This window comes from Pseudomonas sp. 2hn, from assembly GCF_019646095.1.
Classification (GTDB): Bacteria; Pseudomonadota; Gammaproteobacteria; order Pseudomonadales; family Pseudomonadaceae; genus Aquipseudomonas; species Aquipseudomonas peradeniyensis.
Map to the genome: position 1 here is coordinate 4043468 of NZ_CP081016.1, position 25537 is coordinate 4069004.

30 protein-coding genes are annotated in these 25537 nt (G+C 61.6%); 16 read left to right on the forward strand and 14 right to left on the reverse strand.

Features of this window, described 5'->3' with window-relative positions:
* Positions 1 to 155: 155 nt before the first annotated feature.
* From K2O50_RS18180 to K2O50_RS18190, 3 genes are all read right to left on the reverse strand, one after another.
* On the reverse strand, positions 156 to 1196 hold the full coding sequence (locus K2O50_RS18180; protein ID WP_050704876.1) for an alpha/beta fold hydrolase: 1041 nt from the start codon (positions 1194 to 1196) through the stop codon (positions 156 to 158).
* Between the two features lie 86 nt (positions 1197 to 1282).
* The gene (locus K2O50_RS18185; RefSeq protein WP_050704875.1) at positions 1283 to 1858 is read right to left on the reverse strand and encodes a hypothetical protein; all 576 of its coding nucleotides are present in this window, start codon (positions 1856 to 1858) and stop codon (positions 1283 to 1285) included.
* A gap of 99 nt (positions 1859 to 1957) precedes the next feature.
* Complete coding sequence (locus K2O50_RS18190) at positions 1958 to 2770, reverse strand: aminoglycoside phosphotransferase family protein (RefSeq protein WP_050704874.1); 813 nt, start codon at positions 2768 to 2770, stop codon at positions 1958 to 1960.
* 77 nt (positions 2771 to 2847) lie between these two features.
* Here K2O50_RS18190 and K2O50_RS18195 point away from each other — a divergent pair, with 77 nt between their 5' ends.
* Entirely contained in the window at positions 2848 to 3498 is a 651-nt protein-coding gene (locus K2O50_RS18195; protein ID WP_052896393.1) for a hypothetical protein, read from the forward strand.
* A 34-nt stretch (positions 3499 to 3532) separates the two neighbouring features.
* Here the strand turns inward: K2O50_RS18195 and K2O50_RS18200 are convergent, their stop codons facing one another.
* Positions 3533 to 3940 carry a hypothetical protein gene (locus K2O50_RS18200; RefSeq protein WP_050704873.1) on the reverse strand — a complete coding sequence of 136 codons (408 nt, stop codon included), beginning with the start codon at positions 3938 to 3940 and terminating at the stop codon, positions 3533 to 3535.
* Between the two features lie 436 nt (positions 3941 to 4376).
* On the opposite strand from K2O50_RS18200, the gene K2O50_RS18205 reads away from it, so the two are divergent.
* Both K2O50_RS18205 and K2O50_RS18210 read left to right on the forward strand, forming a co-directional pair.
* The gene (locus K2O50_RS18205) at positions 4377 to 4619 is read left to right on the forward strand and encodes a hypothetical protein (protein ID WP_050704872.1); all 243 of its coding nucleotides are present in this window, start codon (positions 4377 to 4379) and stop codon (positions 4617 to 4619) included.
* A 152-nt stretch (positions 4620 to 4771) separates the two neighbouring features.
* Entirely contained in the window at positions 4772 to 5035 is a 264-nt protein-coding gene (locus tag K2O50_RS18210; RefSeq protein ID WP_050704871.1) for a DUF3077 domain-containing protein, read from the forward strand.
* A 98-nt stretch (positions 5036 to 5133) separates the two neighbouring features.
* Here the strand turns inward: K2O50_RS18210 and K2O50_RS18215 are convergent, their stop codons facing one another.
* On the reverse strand, positions 5134 to 5865 hold the full coding sequence (locus K2O50_RS18215) for a hypothetical protein (protein ID WP_050704870.1): 732 nt from the start codon (positions 5863 to 5865) through the stop codon (positions 5134 to 5136).
* 582 nt (positions 5866 to 6447) lie between these two features.
* On the opposite strand from K2O50_RS18215, the gene K2O50_RS26720 reads away from it, so the two are divergent.
* The 3 genes from K2O50_RS26720 (at position 6448) to K2O50_RS18230 (ending at position 8920) form a co-directional block, all read left to right on the forward strand.
* On the forward strand, positions 6448 to 6885 hold the full coding sequence (locus K2O50_RS26720; RefSeq protein ID WP_232966582.1) for a hypothetical protein: 438 nt from the start codon (positions 6448 to 6450) through the stop codon (positions 6883 to 6885).
* Between the two features lie 217 nt (positions 6886 to 7102).
* A complete protein-coding gene (locus tag K2O50_RS18225; protein WP_050704867.1) occupies positions 7103 to 7444 on the forward strand; it encodes a hypothetical protein in 342 nt (113 codons plus the stop codon).
* Positions 7445 to 7786: 342 nt separating this feature from the next.
* Entirely contained in the window at positions 7787 to 8920 is a 1134-nt protein-coding gene (locus K2O50_RS18230; RefSeq protein ID WP_050704866.1) for an acyltransferase, read from the forward strand.
* 349 nt (positions 8921 to 9269) lie between these two features.
* Here K2O50_RS18230 and umuC read toward each other — a convergent pair whose 3' ends face one another.
* From umuC to K2O50_RS18245, 3 genes are all read right to left on the reverse strand, one after another.
* Entirely contained in the window at positions 9270 to 10541 is a 1272-nt protein-coding gene (gene umuC, locus K2O50_RS18235) for a translesion error-prone DNA polymerase V subunit UmuC (RefSeq protein ID WP_050704865.1), read from the reverse strand.
* On the reverse strand, positions 10531 to 10959 hold the full coding sequence (locus K2O50_RS18240) for a LexA family transcriptional regulator (protein ID WP_050704864.1): 429 nt from the start codon (positions 10957 to 10959) through the stop codon (positions 10531 to 10533). The genes umuC and K2O50_RS18240 overlap by 11 nt, the downstream gene beginning before the upstream one ends.
* A 62-nt stretch (positions 10960 to 11021) precedes the next feature.
* On the reverse strand, positions 11022 to 11297 hold the full coding sequence (locus tag K2O50_RS18245; RefSeq protein WP_156329600.1) for a hypothetical protein: 276 nt from the start codon (positions 11295 to 11297) through the stop codon (positions 11022 to 11024).
* 266 nt (positions 11298 to 11563) lie between these two features.
* On the opposite strand from K2O50_RS18245, the gene K2O50_RS18250 reads away from it, so the two are divergent.
* The 5 genes from K2O50_RS18250 to K2O50_RS18270 all read left to right on the forward strand — a co-directional run bounded on the left by K2O50_RS18250 (position 11564) and on the right by K2O50_RS18270 (position 16704).
* On the forward strand, positions 11564 to 11809 hold the full coding sequence (locus K2O50_RS18250) for a hypothetical protein (RefSeq protein ID WP_050704863.1): 246 nt from the start codon (positions 11564 to 11566) through the stop codon (positions 11807 to 11809).
* Positions 11810 to 11947: 138 nt separating this feature from the next.
* Positions 11948 to 12217: a DUF3077 domain-containing protein gene (locus K2O50_RS18255; RefSeq protein WP_050704869.1), complete on the forward strand. Its 270-nt coding sequence runs from the start codon at positions 11948 to 11950 to the stop codon at positions 12215 to 12217.
* A 274-nt stretch (positions 12218 to 12491) separates the two neighbouring features.
* Positions 12492 to 13499 carry a tRNA dihydrouridine(20/20a) synthase DusA gene (gene dusA, locus K2O50_RS18260; protein ID WP_050704862.1) on the forward strand — a complete coding sequence of 336 codons (1008 nt, stop codon included), beginning with the start codon at positions 12492 to 12494 and terminating at the stop codon, positions 13497 to 13499.
* Between the two features lie 214 nt (positions 13500 to 13713).
* The gene (gene tal, locus K2O50_RS18265) at positions 13714 to 14634 is read left to right on the forward strand and encodes a transaldolase (RefSeq protein WP_050704861.1); all 921 of its coding nucleotides are present in this window, start codon (positions 13714 to 13716) and stop codon (positions 14632 to 14634) included.
* A gap of 216 nt (positions 14635 to 14850) precedes the next feature.
* A complete protein-coding gene (locus tag K2O50_RS18270; RefSeq protein ID WP_050704860.1) occupies positions 14851 to 16704 on the forward strand; it encodes an alkaline phosphatase D family protein in 1854 nt (617 codons plus the stop codon).
* Positions 16705 to 16815: 111 nt separating this feature from the next.
* Here the strand turns inward: K2O50_RS18270 and rssC are convergent, their stop codons facing one another.
* Positions 16816 to 17298 (reverse strand): anti-sigma factor antagonist RssC, encoded by a 483-nt coding sequence (gene rssC / locus K2O50_RS18275; protein WP_023631332.1) that lies wholly within the window; start codon positions 17296 to 17298, stop codon positions 16816 to 16818.
* Positions 17295 to 18479, reverse strand: a complete 1185-nt coding sequence (gene rssB / locus K2O50_RS18280) for a two-component system response regulator RssB (protein ID WP_028692716.1) — start codon at positions 18477 to 18479, stop codon at positions 17295 to 17297. The genes rssC and rssB overlap by 4 nt, the downstream gene beginning before the upstream one ends.
* A gap of 269 nt (positions 18480 to 18748) precedes the next feature.
* Between rssB and K2O50_RS18285 the strand changes: the two genes are divergently transcribed.
* Complete coding sequence (locus tag K2O50_RS18285; protein WP_050704859.1) at positions 18749 to 19048, forward strand: PilZ domain-containing protein; 300 nt, start codon at positions 18749 to 18751, stop codon at positions 19046 to 19048.
* Positions 19049 to 19285: 237 nt separating this feature from the next.
* Here the strand turns inward: K2O50_RS18285 and K2O50_RS18290 are convergent, their stop codons facing one another.
* The gene (locus K2O50_RS18290; RefSeq protein ID WP_050704858.1) at positions 19286 to 19993 is read right to left on the reverse strand and encodes a VacJ family lipoprotein; all 708 of its coding nucleotides are present in this window, start codon (positions 19991 to 19993) and stop codon (positions 19286 to 19288) included.
* A gap of 188 nt (positions 19994 to 20181) precedes the next feature.
* Here K2O50_RS18290 and K2O50_RS18295 point away from each other — a divergent pair, with 188 nt between their 5' ends.
* A complete protein-coding gene (locus tag K2O50_RS18295; RefSeq protein WP_050704857.1) occupies positions 20182 to 20733 on the forward strand; it encodes a phosphonoacetaldehyde phosphohydrolase-related protein in 552 nt (183 codons plus the stop codon).
* Between the two features lie 123 nt (positions 20734 to 20856).
* On the forward strand, positions 20857 to 21120 hold the full coding sequence (locus K2O50_RS18300; protein WP_050704856.1) for a DUF4404 family protein: 264 nt from the start codon (positions 20857 to 20859) through the stop codon (positions 21118 to 21120).
* A gap of 111 nt (positions 21121 to 21231) precedes the next feature.
* Here the strand turns inward: K2O50_RS18300 and queF are convergent, their stop codons facing one another.
* Both queF and K2O50_RS18310 read right to left on the reverse strand, forming a co-directional pair.
* The gene (gene queF / locus K2O50_RS18305; RefSeq protein ID WP_050704855.1) at positions 21232 to 22062 is read right to left on the reverse strand and encodes an NADPH-dependent 7-cyano-7-deazaguanine reductase QueF; all 831 of its coding nucleotides are present in this window, start codon (positions 22060 to 22062) and stop codon (positions 21232 to 21234) included.
* Positions 22063 to 22130: 68 nt separating this feature from the next.
* Complete coding sequence (locus K2O50_RS18310; RefSeq protein ID WP_050704854.1) at positions 22131 to 22646, reverse strand: plastocyanin/azurin family copper-binding protein; 516 nt, start codon at positions 22644 to 22646, stop codon at positions 22131 to 22133.
* Between the two features lie 157 nt (positions 22647 to 22803).
* Here K2O50_RS18310 and K2O50_RS18315 point away from each other — a divergent pair, with 157 nt between their 5' ends.
* Both K2O50_RS18315 and K2O50_RS18320 read left to right on the forward strand, forming a co-directional pair.
* Positions 22804 to 23484 (forward strand): heavy metal response regulator transcription factor, encoded by a 681-nt coding sequence (locus K2O50_RS18315; protein ID WP_050704853.1) that lies wholly within the window; start codon positions 22804 to 22806, stop codon positions 23482 to 23484.
* Positions 23484 to 24827 (forward strand): heavy metal sensor histidine kinase, encoded by a 1344-nt coding sequence (locus K2O50_RS18320; RefSeq protein WP_177330836.1) that lies wholly within the window; start codon positions 23484 to 23486, stop codon positions 24825 to 24827. The genes K2O50_RS18315 and K2O50_RS18320 overlap by 1 nt, the downstream gene beginning before the upstream one ends.
* A gap of 132 nt (positions 24828 to 24959) precedes the next feature.
* Here the strand turns inward: K2O50_RS18320 and K2O50_RS18325 are convergent, their stop codons facing one another.
* Entirely contained in the window at positions 24960 to 25415 is a 456-nt protein-coding gene (locus K2O50_RS18325; RefSeq protein ID WP_050704852.1) for an REP-associated tyrosine transposase, read from the reverse strand.
* Positions 25416 to 25537: the final 122 nt, after the last annotated feature.

The following is a 25537-nucleotide window of genomic DNA, read 5'->3' on the forward strand; positions in this document are numbered from 1 at the left end:
ACCAGGTGCGAATAAGAATTTGTCGCAAGTGTACTCAGTGAGGGCAGGATTGGGAATGGTGGCAGGTACGCTCACATTGCTGGATAGCCTTTCATGAACGGATCGATTGCCTGCATCAGCTGCGCAACCATTGATCCGCCCATGATGGATCGTCTTCAGTCATGAAATGACTGCGCCAGAAACTCGGTGATCTGCAAGGCAAGCTGCTGCTGGATCAGCGCCCGTGGCCGAGCGTTATCGCCATCCCGGCAAATGACGCCATCACCGGGCGCGTCCTCTTCGAGCAACGCCAATGCGCCGGGTTTGCACATGGACAAGAAGCTGAAGTGGCTGGCGTCCTCGATCTCGACATAACGACTCGTCGCCTGAGGCAAACGCTTGGCCAGGTCGGCGGACTCCAGCTGCGCCGGAAGGTCTTCGGAGGGCGCGCCCGCCGCGATCACCAACGTCGGTACCGGCAATGCCGCCAGACTGGCATTGGTCATGCCCCGTGACAGGCCCAGATCCAGGGTCACGATGGCCGTGACACGCTTGTCACGCAGATCGTCGTCCAATCGGGCTTTCGATGCCGGGCTGCGGTCGGGGTTGATCTGTTTGTATACGTTGCAACTGGCCAGCTGCGGATGGGCAATGCAGTCCTGGGCAAAGCGCTCGGCGTCGAACCGGGCACCGGCGATTTCCAGGGCCGTCCAGCCGCCCAGCGAATGGCCTGCCACCGCGATCTTGCCCACCGCCACCGCTCCGAACTTTGCCGGCTGAGCCATCACCGCATCAATGGCCCGTTGCAGGTCGATGGGACGCTGCCACAACTGTGCCGCGGCTTCAGGGTCGCGATCGCGGGTGGTGGTGCCGGGATGGTTGACCGCCGCCACGATGTAACCCTGCCGAACCAGCGCGCTGGCCAGCCATGACTGGTTTCCCCAGTTGCCGCGGTAGCCATGGGACAACACCACCAAGGGGTGTGCGCCTTTGGCCGGAGGCGCATCGGGCACGGCGGGATCGCCGACGAACACCGGTGTATCACCGATCAGTTGCGGCGTGGCGGTGGTTGTAGCCGGGTACCAGACCGCCAGCTCCAGCGGGCGGTTATTTTGCTGGTCTGCCAGGGTCGAGGTCCGGAAACCGATGGGTGTTTCGCCGGCAAACGCCGGTAGGCTGAAACAGATGGAGAGCAAGAAGCCGAGCAGTGTTTTCATTGTTTTTATCTTCCTTGATGGGATCAGCGCCAGCAGGGCGCGATCGGGTGCGTGGGGAACGTATCGCCCCCTCACGTTGCCCTCGATCAGAACAGCCCGCCCATGGTCAACGTCAAGCCGCCACCAGCCTGCACCCCGATGTTGAATCCGGCGGAGAAGATCACACCCTTTGCCGAGCGCAGAAGACGCGGCAGGGTGTCCTGTGGCAGAAGCGCACCACCCGCCCCCACTGCGGCGGTGCTCATGATCAGCAATTTGGGGTCCAGACCGAACAGCACGCCCGACCCGCTGCCACCACCGACCAGGCCCAGCCCGCCTTCGAGGAACACGCATCCACCTTTGAAATCGTCGCGGACCAGGCCACGGCCAGCGACCGAGTCAGCCACCAGCACCGTGCCGATCGCCGGGAAGTCTTCGTTCGCGCCCACCGCGCCGACGCTCTTGCCACGTACCAGCAAGTTGATCTTGCCGACCCGCGGCAGGCGCGCGCCGACGCCCACCCCGATCCCGAGCGAGCCGTAGCGAAACTGTTGTTCGGCCTTGTCGGGATCGGTCAGGGTGAGCAGACCGCCGCTGGCGGCGGCGAACATCACCGTCAGACCACCACCGCTGGCCGTCTTGTATTTCCAGTCGCTGACACTCAGGGGTAATGTGACTTGCATGTGAACCTCCTTGTATTGGCAATACCATCCGGCGCTGGCGAATGCGTATGCCCGGACCGCCAGCAGCATAGCAACTCGTTTATTTTTTGAGGCACCGGCTCAATCAGAAATCTGGACGCCGCAGTCGAGCGCCGAAGCTGCCAGCTTGGCCATCTCAAGCCTGCTGTCCGGCTCGATACCGTCCTCTATCATCCAGGTCGCTGACAACCCTGCCCATGCCAGCACCCATTGCAAAAGCCTGCGACGATCAATACCGGCAGCAGCCGAGATAATCGCTATCCGACGTGCAAAGACCCCCGGTGCCAGCGCGCTCGCATCGTCCGGGTTGCAGAGGATGTTGGCGTAATCGAAGCCGCGCTCGCCGTACAACCCTTTGGGATCGATGGCGAGCCATCCAGCCGACCCGAAATCCAGCACGTTGCCGTGATGGATATCACCGTGCAGCACCACCACATCCTGCGGTTCGGCCAAAAGCGCCCTCGCCGCCCTGGCACTGTGTTCCAACACCCCGCCGTGAGTCGCCGCCGCACTCCACAACGCTTCGAACCATTGCGCCAGCGGAACCAGCGCAGGCATTGGCTCAGCGCGTGGGGCGTGTAGGCGGGCTACCACCGCGCAGAGGATGCGTGTGGCCTGGTCATCCCGGCCATCGGCAGCCATCTGCGCCAATGATGCCGAGCCTTGCGCCCGCTTCATCAACAACGCTTCGCAGTCGTGAGCCAGCACCGGAGCCGCACCATCACCGCCCCACCAGGCCATGAGCTGGTTGCCGGCCTGCTCTTCAGGTGATTGCGCGATTTTCAGCATGGCGGGTGTATCGCCCTGGCGAACCGGGAGAAGATGGCCGTTCAACGACTCGAACGCGTCCCCGTCGAGGGTCAGCCCCCATCGTTTCAGGTAGTGGTCAAACATGGTTTCATTACTCGCGATTCACTTGTGAACGGGGCTCGATGAGCCGGTGAACATCCATCGATGCCGTTCATTCGGAAATGACTATCCTGACGCGACGATTACCCGAGTACCAGCAGATGCTATCCGCACACCAAGCCAGCGCCATCGTCCTCAACTTTCTTAAAGACGTCATCCGAGATGGCCGCCCGGAACGGTTCGTCATTCAGTCCTGTGAACTCACCGCGAAGGGTGACTACTGGGTAGTTCGTTGCAACAGCGAGGGCTGCGTGGTGCATGGCAAGACCGAGTATTGCTATGTCGGCGTCAACGCCCATCTGGTCGATGTGAACAGCGGCGCGCTCGAAACGGTCGCCAACTGCTTCACTATCGAGGAGTACCTGCAGGACAAGGATGACCTCCATGCCGCAGCGGGCAAAACCTATGTGCTGGCGCCTTCGTTTACTCGTGAGAGCAGAACGGCGGTGATCAATCTGCGACAGAAGCTCGCCTACTCCTATCCCGACACCCTGTTCCTTCTGAAGGGGGCAGGCCGGCTGTGGTTCAAGGGTATCCGCCGGCAACTTGAAGATGCCCGGCAATTGCTCGCCATCGAAGGTATCACGACACAGATCGAGCTACATGCCGACCCACTGGACGCCATCCTGATCGGGCCGCAAATCTGGTACACCGAGGCGGTATTCAATGCGCTTCGCAGGAAGCCACTTCACCATGGCGAAGCTACTGAATGATGTTTTGTTCGATATAACCTGCCCTGCAACTGCCTCAACGGGAGAGGTCTGCCAGTAACGTCTTGACCGCCTCAGGCCCCATGGCACTCAAAACCTGCGTGGCGGCCTCGCGCATCGGTTGCCAGTGGCCACGCTGAAAGATCGACCGATCATGGCAAGGCAGGTCGCCGTCGCCCATCGACGCATAGAGCGCCCATACGCGGTTCAATGGCGCCGCAATCGAATCAGGCAAGGCATTACCGACGACCTGAAGCGCGTCCTGTACATGACGCATCCTGGCGTTCCACACCTCGCAGGCCAAGCAACCCGGCAGCGCTTGCTCCTGCTGTGTTGCGGTCATGGCAACGAACTCCAGCGCCGGAATCAAACGTGCTATCGCGTCGACAGACTCCAGTTCGTCTGCGCCATACCACTGGCAAATCAGGTCGACAAAATCAGGCATCTCGCTGGCCTTTGAGGTTGAGGTGCATCAGCAGGAACACGGGTGTTCGGCATGGAACACCACCTTACATGCGATGTACACCCATTGCCCAAGCCCTTTGCCAGTCACAACTTATAGAACGCTCAGAAAGACAGCGAGAATCAGATTAAGCCCCTTCCTTGTAGTCCATTTCCCAAACATACTGCTGCCGCCTTTTTTCCGTTGCGACTGCTCTGATCGGGCTCTAGTCTCGGGCGAGTCGCTGGTGTTCAGCGACCGGCTTTGACAGGCCGCAACGGTATTAAGCATACGGCTAGCCTTCGATGGTGGCTGTACGTGCGGGCACGCTTGCGTGCGCCGGAACTTTGCTTATTCCGCCGGTCTGTCAACCCACGTACAGCTGCCACCCTACTGTTTGACAGCAGGCAGGTGGCAGCCCTTCGAAAGGAATAAGTACATGCTCAAGATCGTCCCCGACCCACCCCACAACCACCACTCCCTCGAAGACACCCTCATCCAGGCCACCGAGTACGCCCTGTGTGCATTGACCGTGGCCCATCATGCCGTACAGCTAAAACCCAGGTCGCCCGCCGCGATCCTGATGATGGCGTCGATGCATGAGATGGAGTCGCTGCGTGTGTTGCTCGAAGCGGCATTGATCCAGGTGCAGATGCCAGCACAGGCGCCGACATTGCACTAGACAGCAAGGCATGTGTTGCCTGGTCGGGCCCTTTCGCGGGTAAACCCGCTCCCACAGGATCACCTGTGCCTTGGAGCCAGCGCTGTACCTGTGGGAGCGGGTTTACCCGCGAAGAGGTCCGCACAGGCACCGACCATCTCAGGGAGAGAATCATGATTACAGACGACACCCCCACCACTGTCGGCAAGACCAAGTTCTACCAGGGCGAAGGCCAGACCGACCCACTGTTCTGCATCGAACCCGGTATCCCTTGCCAGCACGCCCGCGACCAGGCCTCGGAACTGATGGGCTGCGTACGCGACCTGACCATCACCGGGATCATGGAGGAGAAACCGCAGATGCTCTGGGCGGCGTACTACCTGAGCGCGTTGGCCAAGGCGCTGATGGATGATGCGGAACTGGGCATGAGCCACTGAAGCGGGAGAAGACTTGGGCTTACCTTGCAACAGGTAAGCCCTCTCAAAATAAAAGAGCCACGCACTGCGTGGCTCTTTTATTTCAGCTTGCCACCCTCTTAAAGTGATTGCAGAGAAATACTAGCGCTCGTAGAGTCTTGCTGACTATCAGCATCCATCCAGACCCACTGCGTACCGTCGCCTTGCAAGTTATTACTCACACTTTGAATCTGAGTCGCAACAATGGTGACGGCTCCTTGTTCCGAAGCCGTAGGCCCAATATTGGTGACTTGACCAGACAGCAGGCCATTGGAGGTTTCATTAACAACAAACACAGTAGCAGCCGCTTCCCGGAACTGGCACGAGATAAACTGAGTAATTTTGCTAACGATGGTCAGATTCATCCACTTTGACGGAGGCACCGAATAATAGCGATTATATTTGTTGAACGGATACTGCTCACCATTAGCCTGCAGCTGATTATTGTTCAGCCCGCTTGTATTGGTCGGCATGCTGGTACTGCCCAGCCACAGTTCGACCTGTGCGATGCCACTGTTGCTGGGCAGCGAAACCGAAATGGTCTGGGTGTCGGTACCCGAAACAAAGCCCATCGAGGCCAAGCCGGCATTGGCAGTGGTGCCTGGAACAGTAATGCGTGCAGGGGGTTGGCTATTGCTCCATACCACATTGACAGTGGCATTGTTGTCACTACCCGCAGAGTTATAGATGAAAATCCCGTAAATCTGGCCAGGGCGCAACGTCGTGCAGGTAGCCGTATCACCCGGAGTCAAAGTGATCCGTTGGCCACCGTTCCAGTTTATTTGTGAGGCTGCGATAGCGAAGCTTTCCATGGGATAGTCCTTTAGTAGATGCAGCATGATAGACGCGCGTACGTCCCTAACATCCGTTGCGCGACTACGAGCTTAGCCATCACAAAAAAATATGCTACGGAGTGCTTAGAATCATTGGGAATTAGTGAGTAGTGGCTAAAAGCTATTCACCCCTCAATTAAAACTTAAGTAACAATCACACTAAAGTAATAGCCAGAATAGCACTTTCTACAACAGGCTGAAATCCATTACCTTTCAGCACCCGCTGAAGATATTAGGCCTGCTGGCTTTCACGATAGAAATTTGCGCGATAGCAGTTGAACGCTTTATTCGAACTCCCGTCCCACCCTCCCGATTGTCCCAGCATCATCGAAAAACCGTAATGCTGAAGATCCTCCCCCGCCCACCCCACAGCACCCCCTCTGTGAGAGCGAGCGGGCTGGGGTAGCGCTCAGTCTCCAGGCGCTACACGATTTCAAAGCTGGGCCTGAATAACAGGCGTTGCCATGGGGAGCACGCACTCCGTCGGACCATGAGAACTAAAAGTACGGCCCTGGGTCTGATTTGCACCCCAAACCCTCGCCCCTCGGAGGCGTACAGACCATGAAACATAAACTGGTGGCCATCTTCGCTTGTACATTGGCGCTTGGCGCTACTGCGTTGTTGCCTGCGGATGTCTCACCCATTGGCTCAGCCTATGCCAAAGGCGGTGGCGGTGGCGGTGGCGGTGGCGGTGGCGGTCATGGTGGTGGGAACGGTGGCGGCCACGGCGGCGGCATGGGTGGACACGAGGGTGGTCGTTCCGGCTTTGGTGGTGATCACGCAGGCAAGGCCAGTCGCGATCACGGCGTCAGCGGCAACCGATACGGCAGCCTGCGCAATGATGACAATGGCCATGGTTCCGTTACCTCTGGCGTAGCCCACTCCAAGGATACCCGCGGCCTGTCCAAATCCACCGCCGTCTCGCAGACAACCCCTGGGGATCATAACCAGAAGGGCCTGAGCAACGCGGTCCGGTCTTCGTCCAAGAACGATCGGTAAGCTGAGAGATCCACGATTCCATGCCCAGCCTCGTGCTGGGCTTTTTGCATTAGCTTCAGAGCATTCCTGGCCTGGAGGCGCCCAGCCGGGTAGCGCTTGGAATGTTGAAGCAGGGCCGGGCCCTGTTCGCCGGCAGCCCGGCTCCTAAGGAGGACGGGAATAACGCCCTGCGTACCAGCCGGTACCTTATCGCCAATCGGACCGGACGAGTCCCGCCATGCTTGGTGAACTGGGGGCCATCAACCTTTCCATCGCTTGCCAGCGGGACCCACCGCCTGGCTTCGCTGAGTTCGTGTCCCAGACTTATGCAATCTCAAGCCGCTTCCTCCTTGCGCACCTAGCCATCACGCCGCTTCTCCGTGGCACCGATGATGGATTGGGCATATACACCTCCAAGCCCACATATTCTATAGCCCTCACAGCACCAGCTCCGATCTCGTACCAATTTTGTACCAAGCTCCTCCCCAACGATCCCGAGCTTTGCCCGCGCCGCTTCATCTTTTTTCCCGCGAATATCATATCGCTCATCGAAGCCCCGTCATTTTTCGCCATCTTATGAGGTGAATCTGCAGTCCCTTGTGGCCGAGCCACGCTTGGTGCCATCATCGTGCCTGCTTTGACTGGGTGTCCTGTCTCGGAAATAAGCTGTTCACTTTTGGCGGCGTCTTGGGCGCCCGGCCCGCGTTGCCACTCCTCGCCATAGCCCTGCTATGACTCGTCGCGGCGTCTTGGCCGAACACCCAAGCCACTCGCTAAAGGAGAACGTATTTCCGAGACAGGCCACTAGCCCAAATTTTTAAAGGTTCTTCTTAAACACCACACTAAGGTCCGCTCGACGGTGAACCGGTCGTCTATCTATAGTAATATGCGCGACTGATAATATTGATAACAAGGACAAAGCGTGGAACATCAAAGGGAAATCCTGCCCCTGACAGGATTGAGATTTATCGCAGCATTGTATGTTTTCATTTTCCACATACAGATTCGCTGGCCCGTAACCGACACTACCTTCCTAAGTAACATTTTCAATGAAGGGGCCATTGGCATGAGTGCATTCTTCATGCTCTCGGGCTATCTCTTAATGCTGACCTATAGCAACTCAAGCAGCATTAGAGAATATTTTGTCAATCGCGTAGCCAGGATTTACCCCATCTATTTCGTTGCTGGACTTGTAACACTCCCATGGCTTGGAGTTAGCTTGGCTGGTGACACTGCGGAAATAGCCCTATCTACCCTCAGGATCTTTTTTATTTTTATCGCTAACATTTTTCTGATCCAAGCTTGGTTCCCGCAACTATTCAGCCTCTGGAACAATGGCGGCAGCTGGTCGATATCAGTAGAAGCCTTCTGCTATGCCATGTTCCCCCTGCTTGTAAAATTCATCTGTCGGTCATCCACCCGCACAGTATTGATGGTCATTTTTGCCTGCTACTGCGTGTCCCTGATGCCAGGAATATCCGTAAAGGCGTACGGTCAATATGGAATTCCGGTTTTCTACGCGATGCCTGTTTTCCGTTTCCCAGAGTTCGTCATCGGAGCCTGCGTATTCATACTTTCCAAAAGGCATCCTTTGCCTCCATCTACTTGGATCATTCAGCTTGCCAGCATCGCAGTGTTTTTTGCCTACCTGGGTCATTTCGGCGCGGTGATGCCGATTTACACTGGGCATAACTGGATAGTCATCCCAGTTGTCGCCATTACTCTTTGTACGTTGGCGACCGGGCGCGGCCCTGTCGCGTGGGTCCTTTCGCGCCCCTTGTTCGTTTGGCTCGGCAAGGTCAGTTACTGCTTCTACTCATTCCAAGCATTGATTGTGCTATCAATGATTAGCTATCACAAAGAAATCACAACCATGATTCCAGCGTTAGCAGAAGGAAAAACCCTTATTGTTTGTGCGTTTATATGCCTCATCGTGCTATCGGCCGCAGGGTATTATTTGATTGAAGAGCCTGCTAGGCGGATCGTCCGGAACAAATGGACGTCCCGGCGCACTGAAACATCCACCTCCACCAGCTCTGCCACGCACAGTGTCTGAGCTTGTATATTGGGGGCCTCAGCACACCAAACATTTATTCGTACCAATTTTGCACCAACCACCTTTTACGATAACCAGAAAAAGCCCAGCTCTCAGCTGGGCTTCTGAAGGTCAGGCTAAACGGCTTCGGGCCTTGTCATTCGACCATCCCCGGCCTACCTTAAGCGGGAGGTCTACACAAGCACACCCAGATTGTGCTGGAGTATTGACGAGAAAATGCGCCCAAACCCCATACGCAAAGGGCTTGGGCGCATTTCTCTACCTGCCGGTGAAGAGTCCAAAGGGCATAGAGGGGCATGGAATGGTGCTCAGTTTGCCCCATTTTTACCCCATGACCTGGGCTGCCTTCCTACCGGACTCGCCATAGCTGATCGATCCGCGTGGTGTACGAACGGCTCATCATCTCGCGCCGCATTCCCCAGTCAGGGGTGTCGGGGACGCTGGCCGTACGCATCGTCCCTCGGCCGTACTTGCCATTGATCTCGTCCAGCATTGACATCAACCGATCGCATGCCGCCGGCTGCGTCACGGCGAATAGATCATCGCTGAACTCACCCGGCTGACGCAGATCCATCAACAGAACCTCGGCCTTGCTATAGCGGAAGCCTGAGCGGTAGACCTGCCCCGCCGCTTCGGTGGCCGCCCTGGTGAGCAGCAGCGTGTCGTTGGTTGGGTATGGCAGCTCAACCAAGGCGCCCTTGGCATACTTGGCTTCGCCGGGATTGAACATCCCGGTACGGATGCTGACCCGCATGCGCTTGCATACCGATCCCTGGGTGCGCAGCTTCTCCGCCGCTCGCGCCGCGTAGGTGGCCACCGCCTGCTTGATCGGTGCCAGCTCCGTCAGCCGCTTGCCGAACATCCGACTACAGCAGATCTCCTGCTTCGGCGGGTCAGCCTCATCCAGCTCGAGGCAAGGGGTGCCGGCGAGCTCGCGTGCGGTCTTCTCCACCACCACGCTGAATTTGCCGCGCAGCATCTGCGGATCTGCCTTCGCCAAGTCCATGGCCATGCGGATGCCCATCGCCTCGAGGTGCGCCGTCATTCGCCGGCCGATGCCCCAGACCTCTTTCACCTCGGTGTTGCGCAATACCCAATCGCGCTTGAAGTCATCGGTGATATCGACCACCCCACCCGTATGCGCCTGCAGGCGCTTCGCAGTGTGGTTGGCGAGCTTTGCCAGGGTCTTGGTGCGGGCGATCCCTACACCGACGGGGATGCCGGTACAGCGCAGCACCTTGGCGCGCACATCCCGGCCGAACTGGGTCAAGCTCCCCTGCACGCCCGTGAGGTCAGCGAAGCATTCGTCGATCGAGTAGACCTCGGCTGCCGGCACCATCGACTCGATCAGCGACATGACCCGCTCGCTCATGTCGCCATACAGCGCATAGTTGGACGAGAACGCCACAATGCCATGCCGCCGCAGCTTCTCCTTGGCCTGGAAGTAGGGCTCGCCCATCTTCACGTAGGGCTTGGCATCGTATGACCTGGCGATCACACAGCCGTCATTGTTGCTCAGCACCACGATAGGGGTCTTGGCCAGATCCGGCCGGAACACGCGCTCGCAGCTCGCGTAGAACGAGTTGCAGTCGATCAGCGCGAACACCTGGTCACTGGGCATGGTCGCGCACGCTGTAGCGAACCACACCCCAGATGACCAGGTCGTCGCCTTCCATGACGTGCCGCGGTGGGTAGGCGGGATTCTCCGACTGCAGGATCAGCACGCCATTGCGCCGATACAGGCGCTTGCAGACGGGCTCGGCGTTGATCGCGGCGATCACGATGTCGCCGTGCTCAGCCTCCTTGCTGCGGTCTACGATGAGAAGGTCGCCCGAGAAGATGCCAGCGCCCTGCATGCTGTCGCCCTCCACCTGCACCAGGTACACGTGAGGGGCACGCAGGTCGAAAAGCTCGTCGAGGGAGATATGACGCTCCAGATGATCCGCCGCCGGCGAAGGGAATCCGGCCGGCACACGGAACGAATACACCGGCAGCAGCGCAGGGCCGCCCGTCGGCGCGCCGAGGAAGGTGATGGTCATGGCAGATCAACTCAAATGAATGACTGTATATTCATACAGTAAACTGTCAGACCTTTCCTAGGTCAATGCGCGGATGCGATGTAGCCGACAAACGAGCGAGGTGGGGTATGGGTGGGCGGTACGCGATCTACGAGAGCATGGACGACGACCTCCGGCAGTTGGCCCTCGATCTGGTTGTCATCAATGGGTGCGCGTCTGCCGCGTATTTCAAGTGGTACCCCCGTTGGTAAACCGGTAGGGAACGCACGCAACGAAGGACCGCAGTTGATCGACCCGCTGCAGTTGTAGCTGCTGGAATAGCGGCAGAAATCAGATTTAACCCCTTCCTTGTAGTCCATTTCCCAAACATACTCCTGCCGCGTTTTTTCCGTTGCGACCTCTTGGGCAGAGCTCTAGTCTCGGGCTGTCGTTGAATATCAACGACACAGCTTTGACAGGCTGTGACGAATAATCGTGTATGGCTTGCCGTTTATGGCGGCTGTATGTGCGGGCACGCTTGCGTGCGCCGGAATTTTACGATTTTCGCCGGTCTGTCAACCCACGTACAGCTGCCACCCTTCTGTTTGACAGCAGGCAGGTGACCGCATCATTGAGAAAAATCGTGATGTTGAAGATCGTCCCCGACCCACCCCACAACCACCACTCCCTCGAAGACACCCTCATCCAGGCCACCGAGTACGCCCTGTGCGCGCAAAGCGTGGCGCATCAGGCTGTTCTGCTGCAGCCCAAGTCACCGGCCTCAATTCTGATGCTGGCCTCCATGCATGAGATGGAGGCACTGCGCGTGCTACTGGAATCGGCATTGATCCAGGTACAGATGCCGAACCCACAGCCGCGTCCGTTGCACTAGATCACAAGGCATATGGCGCCTGAGTTGACGTCATCGCGGGGCAAGCCCGCTCCCACGCCATTGCGTCCCGACGTGGGAGCGGGCTTGCCCCGCGATAGCGACAGACCAGGCAGCGGAACACTTCAGGGAGATTCAATGATGACCACAGAGACCACCACGCCCCATACCACCGTGGGCAAGACCAAGTTCTACCAGGGCGAAGGCCAGACCGACCCGCTGTTCTGCATCGAACCCGGGATCCCTTGCCAGCATGCGCGGGATCAGGCCTCGGAACTGATGGGCTGCGTGCGCGACCTGACCATCAGCGGGATCATGGAGGAGAAGCCGCAGATGCTCTGGGCGGCGTATTACCTGAGCGCATTGGCCAAGGCGCTGATGGATGATGCGGAGTTGGGGATGAGCCGCTGAAGGTCAGCCCTTTCAAGGTGTTGAGCATTGGTGTTCGGCTTGGAACTGCCGGGGTCGCTTTGCGACCCTTTCGCGGCACAAGGCCGCTCCTACAGGGGCGCGGTCACCTGTACGAGCGGCCTTGTGTCGCGAAAGATGGGAAAGCCGCAGAGGCTGATCGCCGATCAAACCGGACGAATCCCGCCATGCTTGGTAAACTGGCAGCCATTCACTCTTTCCATCGCCAGCCAGCGCACCCCGCCGCCTGGCTTCGCTGAGTTCGTGTCCCAGACTTATGCATTCTCAAGCCGCCACACCCGCCACCCTGCGCCCCGAGCCATCCCGCCGCTTCTCCGTGGCACCCATGATGGACTGGACAGATAGACACTGTAGGTTCTTCCTGCGCCTGCTCTCCCAGCATGCGCTGCTCTACACCGAAATGGTCACCACCGGCGCCCTGCTGCACAACGACGCCCAGCGTTTCCTGCGCCATGACCAATCCGAGCACCCGCTGGCCCTGCAGTTGGGCGGCAGCGTGCCGGCGGACCTGGCCGCCTGCGCGCGCCTGGCCGAGGAGGCCGGCTACGACGAGGTCAACCTCAACGTCGGCTGCCCCAGCGACCGGGTGCAGAACAACATGATCGGCGCCTGCCTGATGGGCCATCCGGCGCTGGTGGCCGATTGCGTCAAGGCCATGCAGGACGCGGGCGGCATTCCGGTCACGGTCAAGCACCGCATCGGCATCAACGGCCGCGACAGCTACGCCGAGCTGTGCGACTTCGTCGGCCAGGTGCGCGACGCCGGGTGCCGCAGCTTCACCGTGCATGCGCGCATCGCCATCCTCGAAGGCCTGTCGCCCAAGGAGAACCGCGAGATCCCACCGCTGCGCTACGACGTGGCGGCGCAGCTGAAGGCCGACTTCCCGGACCTGGAGCTGGTGCTCAACGGCGGTATCAAGACCCTCGACGAGTGCCGCACCCACCTGCAGACCTTCGACGGCGTGATGCTGGGGCGCGAGGCGTACCACAACCCGTACCTGCTGGCCGAGGTCGACCAGCAACTGTTCGGCAGCACGGCGCCGGTGGTCAGCCGGGCCGAGGCGATGGAAAAGCTGCGTCCGTACATCGTCGCGCACATGCAAAGCGGCGGCGCGATGCATCACATCACCCGGCATATCCTTGGGCTGGGCCAGGGCTTCCCGGGAGCGCGGCGCTTCCGGCAGTTGCTGTCGGCGGACATTCACAAGACCAGCGAACCGCTGAAGGTGCTGGACCAGGCCGCCGAGCTGTTGCAGGGGCGCTGAGGGAACCTGGGGCGGGGTTGGCACTCGAAGGGTTAGCCTTTTACCGTGGCCCTGGCGTTGGCCGGGGCTGCTTTGCAGCCCTTCGCGGGGCAAGCCCGCTCCTACACACGGGAGCGGGCTGCTTCGAAGGGTTTCCCGATACGCCTGCGACGGGCCTTGAGTGGCTGTCGGGGCTCGGGTAATGTCGAGTCATTGCACAGGACAGAGCACGCCCATGACCTCCAAGCTGGAACAACTCAAGCAGTTCACCACCGTGGTCGCCGACACCGGCGACCTGGACGCCATCACCCGCCTCAAGCCGGTCGACGCCACCACCAACCCTTCACTGCTGCTCAAAGCCGCCGCCATCCCGGGTTACGCCGACCTGCTCAAGCAGGTCAAGGCCGATGCCAAGGGCAATGTCGACCTGGCCTGCGACAAGTTCGCCGTGTCGGTGGGCTCGGGCATTCTCAAGGTCATTCCGGGGCGCATCTCCACCGAGGTGGACGCGCGACTGTCGTTCGACGAGCCGGCGCTGCTGAAAAAGGCCCGTCAGCTGATCGAGCTGTATGAAGCGGCCGGCGTGCCGAAAGACCGCGTGCTGATCAAGCTGGCCTCCACCTGGGAAGGCATCCGCGCCGCCGAGAAGCTGGAGAAGGAAGGCATCCAGACCAACCTCACCCTGCTGTTCTCCTTCGCCCAGGCCCAGGCCTGCGCCGATGCCGGGGTGTTCCTGATCTCGCCGTTCGTGGGGCGCATCTACGACTGGTACAAGAAGAGCACCGGCAAGGAATACGTCGGCGCCGAGGATCCGGGCGTGCAGTCGGTCACCCGCATCTACGACTACTACAAGACAAACGGCTACGACACCGTGGTCATGGGCGCGAGCTTCCGCAACATCGGCCAGATCGAGCAACTGGCCGGCTGCGACCGCCTGACCATCAGCCCCGAACTGCTGCAGCAACTGTCGGACGACCAGGGCGAACTGCCACGCCTGCTCAAGCCGGGCAATGCCGGCGAAGCCAAGCAGCAGTTGAACGAAAGCCAGTTCCGCTGGGCGATGAACGAAGACGCCATGGCCACCGAGAAGCTGGCCGAAGGCATCCGCCAGTTCGCCCGCGACCAGGAGAAGCTGGAAGCGCTGATGGCTGGCTGACAAAGCCTGATACATCTTCGGCTTGATCGACGGGCGGTTAATGCAGAGCATTTCCCGCCCGTTTTCGTACCAGGCCATAACACGCACCCTGTGGGAGCGGGTTTACCCGCGAACACCGGCGCAGCCGGTGCCAGCCACCGCAGTGCCTTCTTCGCGGGTAAACCCGCTCCCACAGGGCCTGAGCCAGACCCACCTCTCATGTTTTGCTCAAGATAGATGACACCTACCCCGTCGCTCCCCCTCGTCCTCGCCGGCCCCATCCTCCGCCGCCTGGAACCGCAACGCCTGGCCATCTGGCTGGTCGGCTCGCAACCGCTGCAACCCGAGTTCCTCCTCGACCAGGCCGGCATAGGCGTCACCACGCGCTGCGAGGTGATCGCGGTCGGTGTGCACGCCTTCATCCATCTGCTGGACATCCACTTCGACCACCCACTGCCCAGCAACGTGGCGCTCGACTACGACCTGCGCCTGGCCAACGGCCAGGGCATCGCCGACTGGGCCCCGCACCTGCTCTACCCCGGCGCCAGCCGCCCCAGCTTCGTGCTGCGCGAGCGCCTCGACCAATTGCTCCACGGATCCTGCCGCAAGCCCCATCACCCGGCTGCCGACGGCCTGCTGTGCGCCGACCGCCTGCTTGCCGCCAACCCGCGCCCAGAAGAACGCCCCGCCGTGCTGCTGATGAGCGGCGACCAGGTCTATGCCGACGATGTCGCCGGCCCCATGCTGCGTGCCATCCACGCACTGATCGAGCGCCTGGGCCTGTTCGACGAAGCCCTCGACGGCGCCCTGGTCGACAGCGGCGCCGAACTCTATCGCCACCCGGCCTGCTACTACCACCGCGCCGACCTGCTGCCGGCCCAGGAAGGCAACGAGACCCTGCGCGAACGCTTCTTCGGCGGCAAGCGCAAGCCGATCTTCTCGTCCAGCAACGCCGACAATCACCTGGTGACCTTCGCCGAGGTCATGGCCATGTACCTGCTGGTCTGGTCGCCGCTGCCGTGGACCCTGGTGCGGATGGACATGCCAGAGGGCCTGACCGAGCAGCGCCAGGCCCGTTATCAGTGCGAACTGCCGCTGATCGAGGCTTTTTGCGACGGCCTCGGCCAGGTGGCGCGGGTAATGGCTCACCTGCCCTGCCTGATGATCTTCGACGACCACGACATCACCGACGACTGGAACCTGTCGGCGCAATGGGAACAGACCGCCTACGGCCACCCGTTCTCGCGGCGCATCATCGGCAACGCCCTGCTCGGCTACCTGCTGTGCCAGGGCTGGGGCAACGACCCGGACGGTTGCGCGGCGCTGGTCGGGCAATGCCGGCAACTGAACGAGGCACGGGACGAGCTGATCGGCGAGCTGCTGCGCTTCCAGGGCTGGCAGTACGCGCTGCCCAGCAACCCGCCGCTGCTGGTGCTCGATACCCGCACCCGCCGCTGGCGCAGCGAAAGCAGCCTGGCCAAGCCCTCCGGCCTGCTGGACTGGGAGGCGCTGAGCGAACTGCAGCAGGCGCTGCTCGACCATCCTTCGGCGATCATCGTCTCGCCGGCGCCGATCTTCGGGGTCAAGCTGATCGAGACCGTGCAGCGGGTGTTCAGCGCCCTGGGCTACCCGCTGCTGGTGGATGCGGAGAACTGGATGGCCCATCGCGGCGCGGCGCAGGTGATCCTCAACATCTTCCGCCATTCGCGCACGCCGGGGCACTACGTGGTGCTGTCGGGCGACGTGCACTACTCGTTCGTCTATGAGGTGCTTATCCGCCACCGCCAGCGCAGCCCGCACCTGTGGCAGGTGACCAGCAGCGGGATCAAGAACGAGTTTCCCCGGCGCCTGCTGGATGTGCTCGACCGGCTCAATCGCTGGCTGTACTCGCCGCGATCGCCGCTCAACTGGTTTACCAAGCGCCGGGAAATGGAGGTGGTGCCGCGCACGCCCAGCCGGAGCAAGGCAGGGGAGCGGTTGTGGAACAGCGCGGGGTTGGGGCAGGTGTTCTTCGATGGCCAGGGGCGGCCGGAGCGGGTGTATCAGTTGAATGCGGATGGTTCGCCGGCTACGGCGTTCATCCAGGAGTGACGCCATCGCGGGGCAAGCCCGCTCCCACAATGAACACCATTGTTTCCTGTGGGAGCGGCGGTGCGCCGATGCGACTTGCCCCGCGATGGCGTCGGCAGGTCCAGTGCAGGATCAAGACCGCTCGAGCGCGCTCACCAGGTCATGGAACGCCTCACGGTTGGAGTCATTCAAGCCCATGAGGATCTTGTGCGCCTCCAGCACCTTGGAACGCACCACGCTCTCGTCCTGGTCCTGGGACGGCAGGTCGGTCAGGCATTCCGGGCACGGCACCGGGCGGTCGACGATGTTGAACACCTGGTCGAAGCCCATGGACTGCAGCAGGCGGGAAATATCCGGGTTGGTGGTGACCACGGTCGGCAGCAGGCCGACTTTCTGCCGGGACAGGATCGACAGCTTGGCCAGCAGGCCGAGGGTGGTGCTGTCGATGCTCTCGGTTTCGGTCAGGTCGATGACGATGGCCGAGAAGTTCAGCGCGGTGAAGATCTTCTCGATCGTCGCATCCAGCGCCGAACACAGGGTCAGGCGCACTTCACCGACAAATTTCAGAACGAAGGTCCCGCTCTGCTCGGCGAACTGGATTCTACCAGTACTCATTCAAGGTTCCTGCTCAACACCAATAGGGCGATATCATCCGGCATCTCCCCAAGCGTAGCCAATTCGAATCGTTGGCGCAGCCCCTCCAGGCTACCACCCGCCGCCTTGACGATTTCCGGCAAGGCCGCTTCCTTATCTTTGAGTGTGTCCCCAGGCAAAAGGTCCAGAATGCCATCGGACATCAGGGTGAGGCTGAACTGCGGTGGCAGCTCCAGCACCTGGTCCTGGTAGCTGGCCTCGTCGAACAACCCCACCGGCAGGCCGCGGCCTTCCAGGTAGCGGGCCTGGCCCGGGGTGTACAGCACCGGCAGCGGCAAGTGGCCGCCGACGCTGTAGGTGAGCAGGCCGGTGTCCTCGTCGATGACGCCACCGACCATGGTCACATGCTTGCCCAGCTTGCAGTTGATCAGCCCGCGGTTGATGTGGCTGAGCACCTGCGAAGGCTTGAACTCGCGCATCTTGCCGCCACGCTTGAATTCGAACAGCAGGCGCGTGGTCATGAACTTGAGCAGCACCGTGACGAATGCCGACGAGGCACCGTGGCCGGAGACGTCCGCCAGGTAGAAGGCGATGCGCCGGTCATCCACGCGGAAGTAGTCGGCGAAATCACCCGACAGGTACAGCGACGGGATGATCTGGTGCTCGAAGGCGAACTCGCCGGCCACCCAGGGGTTTTCCGGGAGCATGTTCATCTGCACCTGGCGACCGGCGGTCTGGTCCTCCTGCAGCAGGTGCAGGCTGGCCTCCAGCTCGCGGTTGGCGGCTTCGAGCTTCTCCCGGTAGCGCTGGTTCTCCAGCACCAGGCGCGAGCGGTCGAGGGCGCGGCGCACCGAGTGCTCGAGCACGGCCAGGTCTTCCAGGGGCTTGATCAGGTAGTCCGCCGCGCCCAGGCGCAGGGCTTCGACCGCGTCGCTCATGACGCCGGCACCGGACACCACGATCACCGGCAACTGCGGCGCGCGCTCGCTGATCCGGCGGATCAGTTCGAGGCCGCCCATCTGCGGCATGCGCAGATCGCAGATCACGAGGTCGGGCTGGTGTGCTTCGAAGACCTGGAGGCCCTGCTGGCCGTTGCCGGCCTGGAGGACGCTGAAGCCGCTGTCTTCCAGATAGGCGGCGAGACTGGCACGGACCACCTCGTCGTCATCGATGATCAGCAGCGTTGCACTGGGTTTCTGCATGTGGGCGAACGGCGCCAGATTTGGGTTGGCGTAGCGGCTGCGAAGGACCGACAGACGGCTACTGGAATGCTCTCTAGCCACTCTCTATTTGAGTTGTAGGACAAGAAGACTGGTCCGGCAAATAGCGAGGTGCCCTGTAAGGCGCTGACGGTACTCCCATCCGCCTGGCGTTTCAAGCATGGCAAGGAAGACTTCCGCGCACTTTACAGGGCAAATCACCCGGCGTTATAAGAAAGCACATCGGCGCAACCTGACGAAAGGATGCAAGCATGTCCCAGCCCCCCGTGGATTACAGCGAAAAACGCGATTTCATACGCATGCGCATTGAAACCGAGGTCAGCCTGCTGCACGCCGGCCAGGTGATCAGCGCCGTGTGCATCGACCTCTCCAGCAGCGGCATGCAGGTCCAGGCACCGCAGCGGTTCAAGGTGGGCGACCAGCTCGAGGTGCGCATCGACTCCGACCATGCCGCCCTTGCCGGCCTGCATGCCAGCACCGAGGTGGTGTGGATCGCCGACCAGCCCGGCGGCGCGCAGAAGTTCGGCCTGCGCATCCTGGCCATGCATTGAACTGTTACGAAAAAGGCGACCCGAAGGTTAATGCCAGTCAGTTAAACCAATTGGGGTCGCTGCGCGACCCTTCGCGGGTAAACCCGCTCCCACAGGTACAGCGCTCGATTCAGCGTTTGCGCGATCCTGTGGGAGCGGGTTTACCCGCGAAGGGCTGCAAAGCAGCCCCAATAAGTGCGATGAAGCGCTAACTGACTGGCATTAACCCGAAGGTCGCCTTTTACGTGAGCCGGTCGATCAGAAGTCGTCTTCGACCTGGCCGTCCTTGACCTTGAACTCGCGGTTCTGCAGGTAGGCGTTGCGCAGGAAGATGTACTTGTCGCCCTGGATCAGTTTCTCCGCCGACAGCAGGCTGGCGCGGGTGTCGATCACGTCCACTGCCATGAGCGAGTTGCGGGTCGGCACATGGTCGATGTAGCGGTAGGGTTCGGTGTAGGTGTCCGGGTACTTGGCCAGGCCGTCACGCACGGTGCTCGGGCCAAGGAACGGAATGACCACGTACGGCCCGCTGGGCACGCCCCAGTAGCCGAGGGTCTGGCCGAAGTCCTCGTCGTTGCGCTGCAGGCCCATCTTGGTGCCGACATCGAAGAAGCCGCCCAGGCCGAAGGTGGTGTTGACGATCAGCCGCGCCGTGTCGATACCCGCCGCTCGAGGCTTGAGCTGCAGCACGTTGTTGGCCAGGTTGGTGACGTCGCCCAGGTTGCGGAAGACGTTGTGGATGCCATCCTCGAGGAACTGCGGGGTGACATACTGGTAACCCTGGGCCAGCGGCTTGAGGGCATAGGTGTCGAGGACGTCGTTGAACTTGAAGATCGGTCGGTTGACCGACTCCCACGGATCCTCCTCGGTGGCCGCCTGGGTGACTGCCACGGGCGCCAGCAGCAAGCTGGCGCAGACACAGGCCTGGGTGACTCGCTCGATCACTCCGGCACCGATCCTACGCATAGATGTTTCTCCATCGGATTTCACGGCGGCAACGGCCTTTGGCGCGCTGCTCGATAGGGCGCAAGTATACTGGCTTGCTGGCTGAACGGTAGTTTTACATATCTCTGTCAATATTTCGTGAACAACTGTAGTCGTCATCCCTTGGTCACAATCGCCGGGTAGCTTGCGGGGTATTTAGGGACGTTGCCATGCAAGACGCACCCGCCTTCACCGCCGTGCTGTTCGGACTGCGCGGCTGCCTGGTCCAGGCAACCGACGGCGGCCCCCTGCCCGCCCCCGGCGCCCTCGATTCCCTTCACCGCCTGCGCTCACAGGCGGTGCCGTGCATCTGGCTCGACGAACTCAGCGCCAACCAGGGCAAGCGCCTGAGCAGCGTGCTGCCCGACTGGCTGCCGGGCCATCTGGTCAATGGCTGCAAGTGGCCGGCGCCCAACGCCTGCTGGCAGGCGCTGATGAGCCTCGACAGCCAACGCCTGGAAGGCTGCGTGCTGGTCAGCGGCGAGCCGCGGCTGCTGCAGGCCGGGCTCAACGCCGGCCTGTGGACGGTGGGTCTGGCGGCCTGCGACCTGGGCTCCAGCCAATGGCAGGCCATGACCCGGCAGGAACAGGAGCGCACCCGTGGCAAGGCGACCCTGGCGCTGTTCGGCCTGGGCGTGCACTCGGTGATCGATCACCTGGAATCCCTCGACACGTGCCTGGCGGACATCGCCCAGCGCCGGCACAAGGGCGAGAAACCCTGATACATCCCCGTTGATACGGGTCATGCAAAGCAGCGGCAGGTGGATTACGCTAGAAGGCAGGCCAGAACCTTTACCGTGTCGCCGAGGTCCATGGCTTGCCAAGTCATTGATGGAGAACGAACAATGCCTGCCCGCGAACTGCAAGAGCAACTCGATAGCCTGCGCGAGCAACTGGACCGCAATCCACCGCTCTCGCTGGAAGAGCGCGACCACCTGCATGAACTGATGCAGCAGATCGAAGCCCAGATCAAACTCGAAGAAGCGACCAAGGACAACAACCTGGTCGATGGGGTCAATACCGCCGTCGAACGCTTCGAGGCCGATCACCCAGACCTTACCGCCATCCTGCGCAATATCGCCAATCACCTGCACAGCATGGGGATCTGATCACATTGCGCTGTCGCGCACAAACAGGGACGTGGGAGCGGGCTTGCCCCGCGAGACCGGCGTAGCCGGTGCCATCCATCGCGGGGCAAGCCCGCTCCCACGATGCCCGTACTACTGACGCACCAGTCGCAGATTCTGCGGGCTGATCGCCCCGGTGCTGCGGTACGGGTTGATATCCAGCCCACCCCGGCGCACATACCGCGCATACACCGTCAGGTGCTCAGGCTTGAGCAGGTTCTTCAGGTCCAGGTAGATCCGCTCCACGCATTGTTCGTGGAAGTCGGCATGCTGACGGAAGCTGATCAGGTAGGTCAGCAGGCTGGCATGATCCAGCGCCTGCCCCTTGTACTCCACCACCACGCTACCCCAGTCCGGCTGGCCGGTGACCGGGCAGTTGGATTTGAGCAGGTGGCTATGCACGGTCTCTTCCACCACGCGCTCCGACGCGCAACGCAGCAGCTCCGGTTGCGGCTGCTCGTAGTTGCTGATGTTCACATCCAGCGCATCGATGCACTCGCCCGGCAGCGCAGTCACGCCCTGCCCCTCGACCTCGGCCAGGGTGCTGACCTTGACCCCGACAGGCTTGCCGGCTGCGGCGGACAGGTCCTGCACCAGGCACGCCTGCAATGCCTCCAGCGACTCGAACACCGTCTGGTTCAGCGAGTTGAGGTACAGCTTGAACGACTTGGACTCGATGATGTTCGGCGAATCGCACGGGATGGCGAACTCACCGATGGCCACCACCGGCTTGCCCGAGGGCAGCAGCCAGGACAGCTCGAAGCAGTTCCAGAAGTCCACGCCCTGCCACGGCAGCGCATCGCCGCTCACGCCCAGCTCGGTCCATTTGGCCAGGCGGGGAATCGGGAACAGCAGCGAGGGGGTGTAGGTGGCGATGTATTCGCTGGACTTGCCCAGCGGGGAGTGTTCGGCGGCGGGATGCATGGAAACTGACCTGAAGGTTCGAAATTGCCCCTAGTCTACCGGTTTTGCACCCCGCCTTGGAGCCGTTGTCACTCGATGGTCAGCGGGCCGACCATGCCTGCCTGATAGTGGCCCGGCACGTTGCAGGCGAACTCGATGGGCGCCGACTTGCGGAAGGTCCAGGTCAGCTCGGCGCGCTGGCCGGGCTGCACCAGCACGGTATTGCCGCCGTCATGGCCGTGGCCAGCGCCCATCTGGCCGTGATCCATCTGGCCATGGTCCATGCCTTCGTGGTTCATGCCGGCGGTGAACATCTTGCCCTGCATGGCGATCATTTCCTTCTGGTGCTCGGCGTGCATGGCCTTGTCGCCCAGGTTGAACTCGTGGGGCAGCTTGCCTTGGTTGACCAGCACGAAGCGCACGGTCTCGCCGGCCTTGACCTTGATGCTCTTGGGTTCGAAGGCGATGTCCTTGAGCACCACCTCGACGGTGCGGGTGGCCTTGGCCGCCTCGGCCGGCTCGCCGAAGGCGAAGGGTTTGCCGCTGTCGGCGAAGCTCGGCAGGCTGACCAGTGCGAGGGCGGCGGCGATGAACAGGTGTTTCATGGGTGACTCCGGGTCGTTCTGGGAGAATGAGGCCATTCTCGAAAAGGCTGGCTGGCAGCTGGCTGACGGGAAGATTACAACTTTGTCAGCTTGGGCAGGCCGCCGGATCGTCACGTATCATTTCGGCATCACGTTGGCCCTAACCGTTGGTAAACACATGAAACTGCTGATCGTCGAAGACCAGGCCAAGACCGGCCAATACCTGAGCCAGGGCCTGAGCGAAGCCGGTTTCGCCACGGAGCTGGCCATCGACGGCGACACAGGCCAGCACCTGGCCCTGACCGGTGACCACGACCTGCTGATCCTCGATGTGATGCTGCCGGGGCGTAACGGCTGGCAGATCCTCCAGGCCGTGCGCCAGGCCGGACTGGACACGCCGGTGCTGTTTCTCACCGCCCGCGATGCCGTCGAGGACCGTGTCCATGGCCTGGAGCTGGGTGCCGACGACTATCTGGTCAAGCCGTTCGCCTTCTCCGAGCTGCTGGCCCGCGTGCGCAGCCTGCTGCGCCGGGGTGCCAGCGCCAGCCAGGACACCTGCCTGAGCCTGGCCGACCTGCGCCTTGACCTGATTCGCCGGCGCGCCGAGCGGGCCGGCCAGCGCGTCGACCTGACCGCCAAGGAATTCGCCCTGCTCGAACTGCTGCTGCGCCGCCAGGGCGAGGTGCTGCCCAAGTCGCTGATCGCCTCGCAGGTGTGGGACATGAACTTCGACAGCGACACCAACGTCATCGAGGTGGCCATCCGCCGCCTGCGCCTGAAGATCGACGACCACCACGCCACCAAGCTGATCCATACCGTGCGCGGCATGGGCTATGTGCTCGAGGAGCGCCAGGACTGATGCGCCGCCTGTCACTCGGCAGCCGCCTGGCGCTGCTGTTCGCCGCCTGCACCGCCAGTGTCTCGCTGGGCGCCGGCCTGCTGTTCAGCCGCGCCAGCGAGCAGCATTTCGTCGAACTCGACCAGCAGCTGCTCAGCGGCCGCCTGTCGCTGATGCGCAGCCTGCTCGACGGCGTCACCAGCCCCGAGCAACTGGCCACGCGCCTGCCGGGACTGCTCAATGAGCTGAGCCACCAGTCCGACCTGGCCTTGCGCGTGCGCGCGGTCGACGGCACCACCTGGTTCGCCAGCCGCAGCGACCTGCCCGACGCCCCGGATCAGCCCGGCCTGGCCACCCTGCATACCCAGGGCATCGACTACCGCGGGCTGAGCCTGCCGCTGGACGAAACCCGACCCGCCTCGCCGCAGCTGACCCTGTTCCTCGACATCACCCATCACCAGCACTTCCTGCAAGGCATGCAGCGCCTGATCTGGCTCACGGTCGGCCTCAGCGCGCTGGTCACCGCGCTGCTGGGTGCCTGGGCCGTGCGCCGTGGCCTGAAGCCGCTGCGGCGGATGGGCAAGGTCGCCGCCAGCGTCAACGCCCGCTCGCTGACCATCCGCCTGCCGGCCGCCGAGATGCCCGAAGAGCTGGCCGAACTGGCCGGCACGGTCAACGCCATGCTGCAGCGCCTGGACGACGCCTTCCAGCGCCTGTCGGCATTCTCCGCCGACATCGCCCACGAGTTGCGCACGCCGCTGTCCAACCTGCTGACCCACACCCAGGTCACCCTCACCCGCCCGCGCAGCCTCGAGGAATACCGCGAGGCCCTGCATGGCAATCTCGAGGAACTGCAGTGGATGGCCCAGCTGGTCAACGACATGCTCTACCTGGCCAAGGCCGACCATGGCCTGCTGATGCCCAATAGTCAGGCGCTGGACCTGGCGACCGAGGTCGATGCGCTGCTGGAGTATTACGCGCCGCTGGCTGAGGAAGCCGAGGTCAGGCTGTCTCGCGAGGGTCAGGCGCATACCGAGGGCGACCGACACATGCTGCGCCGGGCCTTGTCGAACCTGCTGGACAACGCCCTGCGCTTCACCCCGGCGGGCGGCGAGATCCGTGTGAGCCTTGCGCCGGGGTTGCGCATCGAGGTGGCCAACAGTGGCCCGGCGATCGCCCCGCAACTGCTGGAGCGGCTGTTCGACCGTTTCTATCGGGCAGACCCGGCGCGCCAGGAGGGCAGCAGTGAGCATGCAGGGCTCGGGCTGGCCATCACCCGCTCGATCGTGCAGGCCCACGGCGGGAAGATTCGGGCGGAGTGCGAAGGTGGGTGGACGCGGTTCGTGATCGAGTTGCCTGCGTAGCCCTCATCGCGGGGCAAGCCCGCTCCCACGCCATATTATGATGGCTGGAAATAGGAGGTCTGGCGTGGGAGCCAGATTATGATGCCTGGAAACAGGAGGTCTGGCGTGGGAGCGGGCTTGCCCCGCGATGGACTATAGCCAGATAGCATCCCAATGAGGATAATCCCCCAGCCGCCTGACCAAACCTGCCCTCAAGGGATTAGCCACCACATACCTGGCAAATTCGCGAAGATCTTCCTCCCGCCTCAGCGCTCTGTCGTGATAGCCCGGCTGCCATAATGGTCCTTTCAGTTTTCCAAGCTTGAACAGCGAACATCGGCTGCGCGACTTGAATCGCCGCATAATCGTAGCGAGCGTGTCATCTCCCAACTTGATCAGCCAGTGAAAGTGATCAGGCATGACCACCCATGCGAGGCTGCACAAAGACCCCTCCTGCTCAGCCTGATTGAAATGGAAAGGCAAGCAACGAGCAGCTTGGAAATCTTCAAAAAATGGAAAGCGGTCCCTGGTCGTGCTAGTCAGCAAGTAGACCCGGCTAGGCTCGGAACACCTGCCGTGGCGCAGGCGGTGGGAAGCGGGACGATCCATGTCGATCTCCTTGAAGTAAAATTCTCAAGGTAGATGGCCAATGCAAGCGACAGCGAAGGGAAGCGGTACCGGATGTTTCATGGTTCGTGTACAAGCATCGCGGGGCAAGCCCGCTCCCACGC

What these genes read in the sequence shown, in the direction of transcription:
- K2O50_RS18180 (WP_050704876.1), bottom strand. Translation starts at nt 1,196, where the DNA reads ATGAAAACACTGCTCGGCTTCTTGCTCTCCATCTGTTTCAGCCTACCG.
- K2O50_RS18185 (WP_050704875.1), bottom strand. Translation starts at nt 1,858, where the DNA reads ATGCAAGTCACATTACCCCTGAGTGTCAGCGACTGGAAATACAAGACG.
- K2O50_RS18190 (WP_050704874.1), bottom strand. Translation starts at nt 2,770, where the DNA reads ATGTTTGACCACTACCTGAAACGATGGGGGCTGACCCTCGACGGGGAC.
- K2O50_RS18195 (WP_052896393.1), top strand. Translation starts at nt 2,848, where the DNA reads ATGACTATCCTGACGCGACGATTACCCGAGTACCAGCAGATGCTATCC.
- K2O50_RS18200 (WP_050704873.1), bottom strand. Translation starts at nt 3,940, where the DNA reads ATGCCTGATTTTGTCGACCTGATTTGCCAGTGGTATGGCGCAGACGAA.
- K2O50_RS18205 (WP_050704872.1), top strand. Translation starts at nt 4,377, where the DNA reads ATGCTCAAGATCGTCCCCGACCCACCCCACAACCACCACTCCCTCGAA.
- K2O50_RS18210 (WP_050704871.1), top strand. Translation starts at nt 4,772, where the DNA reads ATGATTACAGACGACACCCCCACCACTGTCGGCAAGACCAAGTTCTAC.
- K2O50_RS18215 (WP_050704870.1), bottom strand. Translation starts at nt 5,865, where the DNA reads ATGGAAAGCTTCGCTATCGCAGCCTCACAAATAAACTGGAACGGTGGC.
- K2O50_RS26720 (WP_232966582.1), top strand. Translation starts at nt 6,448, where the DNA reads ATGAAACATAAACTGGTGGCCATCTTCGCTTGTACATTGGCGCTTGGC.
- K2O50_RS18225 (WP_050704867.1), top strand. Translation starts at nt 7,103, where the DNA reads ATGCTTGGTGAACTGGGGGCCATCAACCTTTCCATCGCTTGCCAGCGG.
- umuC (WP_050704865.1), bottom strand. Translation starts at nt 10,541, where the DNA reads ATGCCCAGTGACCAGGTGTTCGCGCTGATCGACTGCAACTCGTTCTAC.
- K2O50_RS18240 (WP_050704864.1), bottom strand. Translation starts at nt 10,959, where the DNA reads ATGACCATCACCTTCCTCGGCGCGCCGACGGGCGGCCCTGCGCTGCTG.
- K2O50_RS18245 (WP_156329600.1), bottom strand. Translation starts at nt 11,297, where the DNA reads ATGGACTACAAGGAAGGGGTTAAATCTGATTTCTGCCGCTATTCCAGC.
- K2O50_RS18250 (WP_050704863.1), top strand. Translation starts at nt 11,564, where the DNA reads ATGTTGAAGATCGTCCCCGACCCACCCCACAACCACCACTCCCTCGAA.
- K2O50_RS18255 (WP_050704869.1), top strand. Translation starts at nt 11,948, where the DNA reads ATGACCACAGAGACCACCACGCCCCATACCACCGTGGGCAAGACCAAG.
- dusA (WP_050704862.1), top strand. Translation starts at nt 12,492, where the DNA reads ATGCATTCTCAAGCCGCCACACCCGCCACCCTGCGCCCCGAGCCATCC.
- tal (WP_050704861.1), top strand. Translation starts at nt 13,714, where the DNA reads ATGACCTCCAAGCTGGAACAACTCAAGCAGTTCACCACCGTGGTCGCC.
- K2O50_RS18270 (WP_050704860.1), top strand. Translation starts at nt 14,851, where the DNA reads ATGACACCTACCCCGTCGCTCCCCCTCGTCCTCGCCGGCCCCATCCTC.
- rssC (WP_023631332.1), bottom strand. Translation starts at nt 17,298, where the DNA reads ATGAGTACTGGTAGAATCCAGTTCGCCGAGCAGAGCGGGACCTTCGTT.
- rssB (WP_028692716.1), bottom strand. Translation starts at nt 18,479, where the DNA reads ATGCAGAAACCCAGTGCAACGCTGCTGATCATCGATGACGACGAGGTG.
- K2O50_RS18285 (WP_050704859.1), top strand. Translation starts at nt 18,749, where the DNA reads ATGTCCCAGCCCCCCGTGGATTACAGCGAAAAACGCGATTTCATACGC.
- K2O50_RS18290 (WP_050704858.1), bottom strand. Translation starts at nt 19,993, where the DNA reads ATGCGTAGGATCGGTGCCGGAGTGATCGAGCGAGTCACCCAGGCCTGT.
- K2O50_RS18295 (WP_050704857.1), top strand. Translation starts at nt 20,182, where the DNA reads ATGCAAGACGCACCCGCCTTCACCGCCGTGCTGTTCGGACTGCGCGGC.
- K2O50_RS18300 (WP_050704856.1), top strand. Translation starts at nt 20,857, where the DNA reads ATGCCTGCCCGCGAACTGCAAGAGCAACTCGATAGCCTGCGCGAGCAA.
- queF (WP_050704855.1), bottom strand. Translation starts at nt 22,062, where the DNA reads ATGCATCCCGCCGCCGAACACTCCCCGCTGGGCAAGTCCAGCGAATAC.
- K2O50_RS18310 (WP_050704854.1), bottom strand. Translation starts at nt 22,646, where the DNA reads ATGAAACACCTGTTCATCGCCGCCGCCCTCGCACTGGTCAGCCTGCCG.
- K2O50_RS18315 (WP_050704853.1), top strand. Translation starts at nt 22,804, where the DNA reads ATGAAACTGCTGATCGTCGAAGACCAGGCCAAGACCGGCCAATACCTG.
- K2O50_RS18320 (WP_177330836.1), top strand. Translation starts at nt 23,484, where the DNA reads ATGCGCCGCCTGTCACTCGGCAGCCGCCTGGCGCTGCTGTTCGCCGCC.
- K2O50_RS18325 (WP_050704852.1), bottom strand. Translation starts at nt 25,415, where the DNA reads ATGGATCGTCCCGCTTCCCACCGCCTGCGCCACGGCAGGTGTTCCGAG.